We start from the raw sequence: 11,568 nt of genomic DNA on the forward strand, positions 1-11,568 counted from the left end.
GAAGCGGTACCTGTTGCTGGTGGACGGGATGGGGTACTTGGCGTCGGTGTTCTCCGGGGTCCAGTGGTTGTCCAGCACTTCTTTCAGCTTGCTGGTGCCGTTGGTGTAGTCCACCGTGAAGGCCACGGCGCTCATGTTGACGATGTCGTTGCCCTGCGTACCGCTGAAAAACAGCGACAGCGAGAGATTTTTGTAAGCCATGGTGGAGTTGATGCCAAAAATGAAGTTCGGGTTGGGGTCGCCGATCTTGACCTTGGTGTCCGACTTGTATTTCAGGAAACCCTTCTCGTCGTAGCCGTCCTCCTCGAAGCCGTAAATGACGCCCAGCGGCTGGCCCTCGCGGTAGGTGTTGGCAAAATCATTGAAGATGATCATGTTGACGTTGCCCGCCAGGATGTCCTGGCCGCCGTAGAGTTCCAGCACCTTCGTGCGGTTGAAGGCAATGTTGGCGTTCAGATCCCATTTGAAATCGCCCTTTCCGAAAATATCGGCCGTCAGGTCGAGTTCCAGCCCCTTGTTGCCCACCCGGCCCACGTTGCGCAGCGAGTTGGTGTAGCCAGTGCTGCGGGGCAACTGCACGGCGTTGAGCAAATCCCTGGTTTGCTTGACGTAGTAATCGGCCGTCAGCTGGACGCGTCCTTCGAGGACGCCGACCTCCAGCCCGAAATTGACCTGCTCGGTAGTCTCCCACTTCAAATCGGAAGCCAGGCGATTGGCGGGGGCCATCGTGGTGAAGAGCGAACTGCCGAACACGGTCGAACCGGGCGCAAGCTGGTTGAGCGTGGAATAGGGGCTGATGCCCTGGCTGCCCGCTTTTCCCCAACTGGTGCGGAGTTTGAGGTTGTTGACAAAATCCACCCCCTGGAAAAACGCCTCGTCGGAAATCCGCCACGACAGGGCAGCGGAGGGGAAGTAGCCCCACTTGTTGCCCGGCGAATACACCGACGCCCCGTCGGCCCGCATGCTGAACGTAAAAAGGTAGCGGCCATCGAGGGTGTAGTTGACCCGTCCCAGCCCCGACAACAGCGTCGATTTCGTGTAGGAACTGCCGGGCGTAGTGAAGACCCCCGCCGTGGCCAGGCTGTAGCTTTCGGGAATGTCGCTCAGAAAGGCCGACCCGCCGGCGGTCAGGCTGGTGGTCACGAAATCCTGGTAGGTGAACCCGGCCACCGCTGACAGCTGGTGCCGACCGCCGAACCGCTTGTCGTAGCTGAGGGTGTTCTCGTTCAGGAGACTGATAAAGTCGGTGTTGGTGACAGTGGCCCGGCCGTTGGGGTCGTTTTGGAATTTTTTGGTCTGGTAGAAGTCGTTGCGGCTGTTCCGGCTTTCGATGCCCCCCGAAACCCGCAAAGTAAGGCCGTCCAGGATTTTATATGACAAAGCCGTATTGAGCAGGACGTTGTTCTGGATGGTCTTGTTGCTCTGCTCGTAGATGAAGTTCAGGGGACTAAAGAGCGCCTCCGAAACGTAAGTCAATAGCCGGGTGGGTTCCGTGTAGGTGCCATCTTCCTGGTACACGGGCAGGAAAGGGGGAATGCCGAACGCCCGGCCGATGAGCGAGGTGCCGAAGCGTCCCTGGTCGGACAATTGCCGCTGGGTGTTGTTTCGGGATAGGGCCAGGTTGAGGTCGATGGAGAGGGCTTTGCCGATGGTGTGCTGGATGTTGTTGTTGAGGGCGTAACGGCTGTAATTGCTGTTTCGGATAATTCCCTTTTGATCGAAGAAACTGCCGGTGATCGAGAACCGCGTTTTTTCGTTGCCGCTGGCAATGTTCAGGGAATGGTTCTGGATGGGCGCCTTCGTAAAAACTACGTCCTGCCAGTTGGTGCCGCGGCCCATTTTCTCAAACTCGGTGATCTGGTCGTCCGTGAACCGCGGCGTTCGGCCCATATTGGCGGAGAGCCGATTGTAAAAAGTCCCGTACTCGTACGGATTCATCATTTCCGTGTCCTTGATCAGGCTTTGGGTTCCGTAACTCGTCTCGAAGGTGACGCGCGATTGCCCGGAGGCAGGCCCGCGGTTGGTCGTGATCAGCACCACGCCGTTGGAAGCCCGGGAGCCATAAATGGCGATGGCGGAGGCGTCTTTGAGGATTTCGATGCTTTTGATGCTCGAATTGTTTATTACCTCGGCGCTGCTCACCGGGAAGCCGTCGATGACGTAGAGCGGTTCGTTGCTGCCCACGATGGAGTTCGTCCCCCTGATCCTGACGCTGATCGGTGCCCCCGGTGCCCCGGTGTTCTGCTTGACCTGCACCCCGGCGGCCCGGCCCGCTAGGCCCTGCATGACGTTGGCTGTGGGAAAAGCGTTAATTTCGTCGCTGCCGACCGAGGAGACCGCCCCGGTCAGGTCCGATTTTTTCACGGTGCCGTAACCGATCACGATGGCCTCGTCCAAAGCCCTGGTCTCGGCTTCGAGCCGCACGTCGATGTTGGTTCGGCCGTTGATGGCCACTTCCTGCGTGGCGAATCCGATATAGGAAAACACCAGCACCCCTTTTTCCGGGGCCAGCAGGGTGAACGCCCCGTTCACGTCGGTGCTGGTTCCCACATTGGTCCCCTTCAAAAGCACATTGACGCCGGGCAGGGCCTGGCCGTTTTCGTCCCGCACCTTTCCGGTAACGGTCGCATCGGCAACCGCATTTCTGCGGTTGAGCATCGGCAGATTACGGGAAATCGATGCGGAATTTGAAGCATTGTCCTGGCCGATACCGCTGGCGGGTTCGTTCTTGATCAGTCCCGCGCGGCGCGGCTTCACGCCAGGAGCCACTTTTATCGTGTAGGAGGTGCGGTTAATCTTTTTGTACTTCAACCCCAAAGGCGACAGCAGGTTGTCCAGGTTCTGCGCCAGACTGCGACGGCGGTCGATGAGGAGGTCTGCCGGCACGGTGATCCCCTGCACCGTGCTGGGTTCAAACAACAGGTTGGCGTCGTACAGGGCGTTCAGTTCGGCCAGCACATCGCCAAGCGGGCGGGCAGTGACTCCCCTGTTCGGGCTTGTGGCCTCCTTTTGTTCGGCTGACGCCAGGGGTTTCGCCTGGAGCGGCATGCCAGAAAACAGGGGAAGCAGTGCGACTCCCAGTTTTAAAACTTTGGATAAACGGTTGACCATAAAGAATTAAGGTTTGGATGGAACGAATTGGGATCTTTTTTCAGAAAATCGAATAACATTCTCCTCGCGGACTGCTTCGATGTTCAGCAGGTCCGAAATGGTCGATAGCAGTTCGTCCAGGTCTTCGGCCTGGAACGAACCCATCAGTTGGCGGCGGGCGAGATTCGGCGAGTCGATCCGGACGTCGGCCCCGTAGGTGTCACGCAGCATCAGGGCGACTTCGCTCAGCGGGGTTTTCTCGAACACGAAGCGCTTTTCCCCTTGTGCCGAGAAACCGGGAGATTTGGGTGCCGACTTCAGGACGGCCTGGTTGTGCTGGTCGAACGAAACCAATTCGCCGGGCTTCATCACCAGTTGCCTGGCGGCATTGCCCTCCTGGTAATTGACTAATACCTTGCCCCTGTTAAGCACCACCTCGGCTTCCCGGCGTCGGGAAAGAACCGAGAATTCCGTTCCCAGAACCACGACTTCGAAGTTCTTTTCGGTTTTCACAACAAACTTTCGGCCATCGCGGGTGTGGCTGACCCGGAAGTCTGCCCTCCCGTCCAGAGCGACCTCCCGGTTTGGGGTAACAAACCCCCAGCGCGGCACTTTGAGCGTGGAGTGCTCGGCCAGGGTCACTTTGCTTCCGTCGTTTAGGACGAAAGTCTTCGTCTCGCTGCCAGCCGTCCGGTACGTTTTGTAAAGTACGGATTCCCCGTACAACCAAATTCCTGACAGTAAGATGATTGCCGCAATAGTGGCGGCTATGGCTCCCGACCGATTCAGGGGAGCGCGGAAGCTGCTTCCCGCGGCTTCCGGCGTAGCTTCTGCGGCATGGCGCGGGGTGGAATGAATGTAATCCAGATAACCCTGAATCAGCGGATCGCTGTCCGGTTGATACTCGGGGTTCCGGGTTTCCCATTCTTCCAGCCATTTGAAATAAAGCTCTTCATTGGCTTTCGATTGCAGCCACCCGTCGATTTGCTTGCGCTGCAAGGGCGTGGTCTTGCCAGTGAAGTTATCCAGAATCAATTTTTTGGTAATGGCAGCTTTCATGTCGTTCCTATTGATTTCTAAGGTGACGCTTTTGGTTTAAAAAATTAGGGCGATCACCCGTTCCCCATCAGCATTGCCATCAGCCCCGTTGAGAGGATCAAATAGTCCCGCATACCTTGCCGCATCAAGCTCATGGCCTTGGCCAAGTGCGTGTCCACCGTTTTTACCGAAAGCCCCATTTCTGCGGCAATTTCCTTGTAACGCATTCCCTCGAATCGACTCAGCAGAAACACCTGCCGACACTGCGGCGGTAGCTGCGCCACCAGTTCCTTCACGCGGTTAAATGTTTCCTCGTACTGCGTGATATGATCGGGGCGAAGACCCGCACTACCCTCCGGCAACTTTGAGGATTCCAGACTATCCAGTTGCCGGAATTCGGCTCGCAGGTGGGAGTACGCCGCATGGCGGACACTGCGGAACAGGTAATGACAGAAGGAAGTACTTACAGAATCGAACGAACTATTCTTCCAAAATCTACAAAAAACATCGCTGACAATATCTTCCGCCACCTCCGGTGAGTAGACAAACCGCAGAGCGTGGCTGCACAGTGGGCGGTGGTAGCGACGGAACAGCAGTTCGCAGCCCTCTTCGGGACTGGATTGGAACGCTTTCCGTATCAGGATTTCTTCGTCCAATGGGATTGGGCGGGAGGCATTTTCTTCGCCGTTCGCCGTGGCGTCGGCTGGCCGGTACACGCTCAATTTGGACTCGGACATGAAATCGGAAAATCGGTCGGACGATGACACCTGCATAAGTTTGGTTTAGGCTAGATTCGATCCTGGATTTTTCAAACGGGTGCGGCTCTTACCATACTAGACTCGGAATTTTGAAAAACTCCTGAGTCTGTAATAAAAAAAAATCAAAATGCTCCGCATGGCGTCCTTAAGTCAAATCAGAACGGCACCCGGTCGATTTGTGCTGAGGGCAACTAGGCGGAGGGGCCTACTCGAATCGCCACGATTGTGGTAAAGGCCATCACCGACCTCCCAACTCCTGTACTTTATCCATATCCATTGACCAATGAAACTTGCATCACCCTGAAATAGCCTTACACAACCTCTGTAGAATTATGAAAGTAAGGTACTTGATTACAGTCAGGAAAAATCTCAAAATTATGAAACTAAAAGCCTAGGTTGTAGAGCCACGCCGGTCAGGAATATTTTCCGAGCGCCAACTGCTTGACGAATTGAGAATTTTCGTACAGCGAATCGTCCGAAGCAGCAGCTTCCCAGCAAAACCGATCCTTCAAAACCCAGAGATTCAGCCGAACCGTCGCGCTGAGAACTCCCATTCACCCAGACGTACAGGGCGTGCGTGTTAGAACTGTGCCAGACACCCCGCATTTGGAGTGCGAAAATCCCTCGGGCTCGATGGCAGAGAGATTGGTCATAAATCCAACCTTCAACAGCCGGGAAACGGGGGAGAAAAAACCGCCCGTTTTTGAGAAACACAAAAGGCCGCACTATCCTTCCACTTTCCACCCAATCGGCTTGAAGGCATAATTGTTCGACATTTCCGCCGAACACGCTGTCAGTCCCACAATCAGATCCATCCTTGCTTCAATGACAATGTAATCGCCCGCTCTGCTTATTGGTGGCAGCATATCCACTCTGCCGGTATCACCGTCTACCGTTACATACATGAAAATATTGAACGAGATGGGTATGGCATCTGGACCAATACCGTACTCTTCCAGGGCTTCGCAGAGGTTGCCAAAACATCCGCGGTGCGGGTGCTGATGTCCGTAAATAATACGGAAGGTGTCGGCGCTGCAGGGCGTCAGTAAAAAATCATGACGTCCAACCGTGTCTTCCCTTATCTCAAACATCACCTGGCTGCGGTTGGAATAAAAGGGATGCCCGGTGGTTAGAAAAATGGTTTCGGCATAATCGATCGTCCGGCCCGATGACAGGTACTCTTCTTTGTCGTGCAGGTTGTAGCAAATGAAATCCGACACTTGTTCGCCTTAAATATCCACTATTTTCAACCTTTGCCCTTTTTGTAAGATGAACGAAACGCCGCTACGGGGCAGAATGATGTTGAGGTCTTGCATGGTTCAGTTTTAAGGGACATTGCCAATCGTCGCCGTACTGCCGGCCACTGTACTGGTACACATCCGAGGCGGTGCCAAAATCAGTAAGCATCGGGTTGATGGACCCAGAATGCGCAATGTCTTTTTTGCGCACAATATCTTTCATTTTTTCATAGGATTGCGTGGTGCGCAGTTTTTCGAATTCGGCGTGCGGGTTAAAAACCAGGGCCGGATAAGCGAACTGGCGCGCCGGCCGGGAGCTTCGGGGGTGCAACCCGATGACAAAGAACGCTTCGCCTTTCAGGCTGAATCCAAATTCGGGGGAGGAAGAGTCATCGCTGACGCGGGGGTCGTAGGGGTAAAGCGCGGCATCCAGATCGACCAGCATTTGCAACCGTTGCCAGAGCAGGACTTCAAAAGTTTCTTCACCCGGCGCTTGTGGTCCTTTAAATAGCACTGCGGCACTGTGAAAGGGGGTTGCTGCTTCCCGGTACCTGTCGACAAAAGCGTACAGGAATTGCAGGATGGCGGTGTCGTCATTGGGGCAAGCCATATGGTCGGCAACAAAGCATTGCACTTGCTCTTTTGCGAGTGCCGCCTTTGCCGCCACGCAAGGGAAAACCTTACTTCCCAGAAAGCTTTTGTATGCGTCGATTATAGGTTCGTTTTCCAGGTCAACCATAGGTAAGTGCTCCTCAGGAAGGGATGAAATGTTTGTATATCTACTAAATACCATGACGTTAAATTTTCTCGTTGGAGAGTTGCCAAAAAAATTTCACCCTCACGACACAGGAAATTCGCGGTCAAGCTTTTTCAACATTTTAAAATGCGCCCTGGCTGCTTTCAGAAACTGCCAACCTGGCTTAAGGCCCCAGTAGCGGATGCCATGCCGGTGATTGTACCGGGAAATCTGGTAGAGCACCTTCCAGTGATGCAATACAATGGCGTAAGCTTGCAGTAAGGTGTTGCCGTTGCCATAAATGTGGTGCGGTTCGGCACCGCAGCCATTGTATTCCAAAATGGAGAAATGCTCGCCCCGCTTCAGGCATTCGATGGAGCGGCACTTAATATCGTAACGCCCGTAAAAAAAGGTTTTCGAATAGCGGCTGAGCTGGTCGAACATGGTAGTCAGTTCGTCGTCTTTTTCACTTTCCAGACTCACCAGCCTTCCGCCGCGGCTCAAGTTGAGCGCGTGAGAAAGCACGTGAATTTCCCCTTCGGGCAGTATGTCGCTCAGCCTGTCGGTATGCTTCGATTTCATTTCCTCCAGCCGGAACTGCACCCTCGGGTAGTCCAGGATCAATTGGAGCAAGGTGGAACGGCCATCGCCCACCACTTCGAGGAACTCTTTTTTTAAAAAACCGGTGATCGTGCCCTTGTCGCTGTCAGGGAAGCGGTAATAAAACACACTCACTTCCAACGGGTAGGTGATCAGCTCCTGCAAATGGTAAGCAACGGGCATGACGGCGTGGTAGTGTTGGAACTCGTCGCGGTTACCGATGCGGCGGAACATGAACCCCATCATGCCCACATCCGGCTTCACGGCAAAAGGATAGGTGAATCCCTGGCCGAAAACCCGAATCTCAAGCGAATCAAAACGTGTGGCCGGCTCAATGAACAGGCTGCGCGGATAACTCCCCGGCGGCAGTTGGTCGTACATTTCGCCTTTGCCTTCGCCTTCGAAGCCGCCGAACGTGATGCCCGGGTTGGAAGGCGTGAAGAACCACAGCGAGCGGGCCCGCAGGCAGTACCATCCCCAGACCGGCATAATGGGGACGTACTTGGCAAGGTAGTGCCAGGTTTCCCAGTGCCACAAGCGGAAAAAGACGTTTTTGACCATGGATGAGCGGGAGCCGATTCTGCAAGTAAAATTACCCGATTTGGGGTGGCGGAATTTTTGCTTTGAGTGTCTGACTGAGCCTATTGCCCGGAAAAAAGAATCAAAAGCACTCAATCTGCAAGACCCTGACTTAGTAAACGGGCGAACAATTTCCTTATTCGAGCTTGTAAGGCCCTAATTATCGGTACATATTATTCTGGATGGAAAGTTTTGTACGGGTGTGGGCGCACCCCCCAGGCCCTGCCATGAAAGACCCCAAACCGGTCCTTCAGTCCGTCTGAATATCGACCCCTTGTTTCCTGGCCGCTTTCCGGATGTTGCCCTTGATGGCCTCGACCTTGTCAGCGTCGTATTTGGCGGCATTGTCTTTGTGATTGATGTACGACCAGGCCGCCCGGACGTGTTCTGGCGAATCGACCGGGTACTTCTTGTTGGTCTCGTCGGCAAACGGGACGTTTCCGTATTTGTGTTCACCTTCGGACGGTTTCGCATCGTCGCGGGGATCAATTTTCGGATCTTTTTTCATAGTTTTGAATTGATTTCTTTTGGAGCTATCTGATGATCTGCCGGCGCAGACACACTCGTGCAGGGACGTTGGTCTGCATACGAGTGCATCGACTGAATTAGCGGATTGGATACCGGCATGTCGCTGACGGCCATTATGAATGAGTAATGGCAAATTCCGTACCTGAAGAATCATGTCTCCTGCATAAATCTCCATTGAGAGGGAAGTTGCCAACTTTCCAGCTTAGTGCTTCATTGGAATCGTTCGGTTTTTCAGCGTGGTGAACCTTCTTAACCGGCCAGGCTGACCCATAAATCTAAGAAATGCCGGAAGTGAGATTCAGTCTTGGGCTAAATTGAACGTAAGGCGGCGAAATAGTTTGTATTCCCCAGGTGAGAAAATACACAGTTTAATCCGAAAGGATTTGAGAAGCCGAGCTCTGCCTGCCCAACCACCACCGGTCAGGGGTTGTGCGCTCCTGGTAGATGCCCCCCTTTGTATCGTCTGATCAGGCCGGACGCACCTTATCAAAACTTCTAGACACGGTATAGGCAACGTACATTTGGAGGCTACCCAAGTCTTTCACGAGTGGAAAGTTCTGGTCCAAGGGCAAGCCAGTAAGCTTTTACATTTTTCAAACGTCCGTTTGTAAAACGTAAAATCAAGTCAACAATATCCGGGCGTCGCCATGGGTTTGTCAAATTATCACTTTTATTTTATTTGAGTTCTGGTAACTATCGCCAAGCTCGACGGGGCCGACGACTCGCAGATCATGCAGCAGACCAAGCACCGCACCCGCAGCATGATCGATCGCTACATGTGGGAACACAAGATAGTGGAACACAACGCCGCCAAGAAGCTGGGCTTGTGAGACAACCCTTTTAGAATATCAAAAGTATGCCGCTAGAACAACCCATCTCATCACGGCAGTTTAAAAAAAATATGTGGCCTTATGGTTGTAATCTTGGAATAAACAGTTTTACTTTGCAAAACAAAGTTCTTTTAAATAAAAAACAGGAAATGGTTACAGCTGGGATCTTACGAAAATTCGTCCCATGATGGAATGACACAGCAAATTTCTATCACTTTCAGGTTGGGTTAGGATCTTTTGGTTCACGTGGCGCAGCTTTTCCCAGGTCTTGTCCTTACAATGCCAGTATGTTCCCCTGTAAAGTGGTGAACACACTGACTAACGATAAAGAGGTTTGGGGTTAGTAGGTGCCTGTTTCGTTGAATTAAAATTACTGCAGCGGGTAATGGGAATCAAAGTGGCCCAAATCATATTCGGCATTTATATGCATTTTAAATAAGACTGGTGCTAGTACTAATCAGCGGATTGAACAAGGCTCTGGAGAGCCGCATAAAGCTCGGTATCATGTCGGCCCTGGCGGTCAATGACCAGCTTGATTTCAACTCCTTAAAGGAATTATTGGATGTGACCGACGGCAACCTGGCCACCCACCTCAAATCGTTGGAAAAGGAAGCGTTCATCGATGTACAGAAATCTTTCGTGGGACGGAAGCCCAATACCCAATACTTTATGACTCAGGCGGGCAAAAAAGCCTTCGGCGATCATCTGGATGCCTTGGAAAGGTTAATTAAATCACAGAAATAGAAACTATGCAAAAACAGCCTTATTTTTTATCCGTTTACTTTGAAAAAAAAAGTACTTTCAAATCCAAATTATGAATCTGGAAATCACTAATATCTCCAAGACTTATCCAAATGGAGTTAAGGCACTGAACAATGTTTCGCTGCACATACCGCCGGGCATGTATGGGCTGCTCGGGCCCAACGGGGCCGGCAAGTCTACCCTGATGCGCATTCTGGCCACGTTGCAGGAGCCAGACCAGGGCGGTGTTCAGCTTGGTGAGATCAACGTGCTGCAGCAGAAAGACGCTGTGCGCCAAACGCTCGGCTATCTGCCGCAAGAGTTTGGCGTCTATCCAAAATCAAGGGCGCAGGATCTGCTAGATTACTTCGCCGTACTCAAAGGAATTGCCAACTCCTCAGAACGAAAAGCGGTCGTGGAAGCCCTGTTACGACAGACCAACCTGTGGCAAGTACGCAAGCAAAAACTGGGTGGTTTCTCGGGTGGAATGAAGCAACGCTTCGGCGTAGCCGTGGCGCTATTAGGTAATCCGAAGCTGATGATTGTGGACGAGCCGACGGCGGGGCTGGATCCGGCCGAGCGGGTGCGCTTTCTGAATCTGCTCGCCGAACTGGGTGAGAACAGTGTCGTGATCCTATCGACTCACATTGTTGAAGATGTGAGCGAACTCTGCACCCGTATGGCGATCATCGACCGGGGGCAGATTCTCCTGGAAGCCGAGCCGTTGAAGGCGGTTGGAGAGTTGCGGGGCCGCATCTGGCGGAAGATTGTCGAGAAAAGCGCGCTGCCGCAACTGGAGCGCGAGCACCAGGTCATTTCGACCAAACTACTGAGCGGACGCACGGTCGTCCGTATCTACGATCAGGAACTACCCGGCGATGGTTTTGAAGTAGCAGAGCCCGACCTGGAAGATGTGTACTTCAGTACGATGGCCGGTCATATTGGAAATCGCGAATCAGAAACTACGCCATGAAATTCCGGAAGATTTTCTCCTTCGAATGTACCTACCAGTTGCGCCGGCCATGGCCGTGGCTCTCGCTGGCGATTCTGGGCGTGTTTGCCTTTCTCACTACGAGAATTGGCATCCTCCCGGTCACGCTGCCACAGGACTTCATTCTCAACTCGCCGTTCATCATTACCTCCGTCACGATGCTCAGTTGTCAGGTATGGCTGTTGGTCGCTCCCGCCGTAGCCGGGGAGGCGGCGGCGCGGGATGTGGCAACGCGAATACACCCGCTCGTGTACACGAGTCCCGTTAGCAAGGCAAAGTACCTGGGTGGACGATTTTTGGCCGCCCTAGTAATCAATGCGTTAATTCTGCTCGGCGTACACGTGGGCAGTCTGCTGGCCGTTTATGCACCCGGCCTGAGTCCTGACATCATCGGGCCGTTCCGTCCGGTAGCCTATCTCGCGGCATACGGTCTTATCGC

Annotated in this window: 10 protein-coding genes and 1 pseudogene; 3 read left to right on the top strand and 8 right to left on the bottom strand. The window is 53.3% G+C overall.

The genetic code is table 11. The features are described from left to right. The 8 genes from ACEW8P_RS18995 to ACEW8P_RS19030 form a co-directional block, all read right to left on the bottom strand. Positions 1–3,111: SusC/RagA family TonB-linked outer membrane protein (locus tag ACEW8P_RS18995; protein ID WP_373514653.1), on the bottom strand; the 3,111-nt coding region annotated here is incomplete at its 3' end. A gap of 6 nt (positions 3,112–3,117) precedes the next feature. Then, positions 3,118–4,149, bottom strand: a complete 1,032-nt coding sequence (locus ACEW8P_RS19000) for a FecR family protein (protein WP_373514654.1) — start codon at positions 4,147–4,149, stop codon at positions 3,118–3,120. A gap of 53 nt (positions 4,150–4,202) precedes the next feature. Then, positions 4,203–4,901 carry an RNA polymerase sigma-70 factor gene (locus ACEW8P_RS19005; protein WP_373514655.1) on the bottom strand — a complete coding sequence of 233 codons (699 nt, stop codon included), beginning with the start codon at positions 4,899–4,901 and terminating at the stop codon, positions 4,203–4,205. Between the two features lie 398 nt (positions 4,902–5,299). After that, positions 5,300–5,440: a hypothetical protein gene (locus tag ACEW8P_RS19010; protein ID WP_373514656.1), complete on the bottom strand. Its 141-nt coding sequence runs from the start codon at positions 5,438–5,440 to the stop codon at positions 5,300–5,302. A gap of 171 nt (positions 5,441–5,611) precedes the next feature. Next, complete coding sequence (locus ACEW8P_RS19015) at positions 5,612–6,106, bottom strand: DUF1989 domain-containing protein (protein WP_373514657.1); 495 nt, start codon at positions 6,104–6,106, stop codon at positions 5,612–5,614. Between the two features lie 64 nt (positions 6,107–6,170). Beyond that, positions 6,171–6,863 carry a guanitoxin biosynthesis heme-dependent pre-guanitoxin N-hydroxylase GntA gene (gene gntA / locus ACEW8P_RS19020; RefSeq protein WP_373514658.1) on the bottom strand — a complete coding sequence of 231 codons (693 nt, stop codon included), beginning with the start codon at positions 6,861–6,863 and terminating at the stop codon, positions 6,171–6,173. Between the two features lie 99 nt (positions 6,864–6,962). After that, positions 6,963–8,021, bottom strand: a complete 1,059-nt coding sequence (locus tag ACEW8P_RS19025) for a hypothetical protein (protein WP_373514659.1) — start codon at positions 8,019–8,021, stop codon at positions 6,963–6,965. Between the two features lie 268 nt (positions 8,022–8,289). Then, on the bottom strand, positions 8,290–8,547 hold the full coding sequence (locus tag ACEW8P_RS19030) for a DUF6582 domain-containing protein (RefSeq protein WP_373514660.1): 258 nt from the start codon (positions 8,545–8,547) through the stop codon (positions 8,290–8,292). A gap of 1,294 nt (positions 8,548–9,841) precedes the next feature. On the opposite strand from ACEW8P_RS19030, the gene ACEW8P_RS19035 reads away from it, so the two are divergent. The 3 genes and pseudogenes from ACEW8P_RS19035 to ACEW8P_RS19045 form a co-directional block, all read left to right on the top strand. Further along, positions 9,842–10,141 carry a winged helix-turn-helix domain-containing protein gene (locus ACEW8P_RS19035; protein ID WP_373514661.1) on the top strand — a complete coding sequence of 100 codons (300 nt, stop codon included), beginning with the start codon at positions 9,842–9,844 and terminating at the stop codon, positions 10,139–10,141. A 70-nt stretch (positions 10,142–10,211) separates the two neighbouring features. Then, the gene (locus ACEW8P_RS19040) at positions 10,212–11,111 is read left to right on the top strand and encodes an ABC transporter ATP-binding protein (protein ID WP_373514662.1); all 900 of its coding nucleotides are present in this window, start codon (positions 10,212–10,214) and stop codon (positions 11,109–11,111) included. Next, positions 11,108–11,568, top strand: a pseudogene (locus ACEW8P_RS19045) (hypothetical protein); the annotation flags it as partial. The gene ACEW8P_RS19040 and the pseudogene ACEW8P_RS19045, both read left to right, overlap by 4 nt.

Origin of the sequence: Persicitalea sp., from assembly GCF_041751555.1 — a bacterium.
GTDB lineage: Bacteria > Bacteroidota > Bacteroidia > Cytophagales > Spirosomataceae > Persicitalea.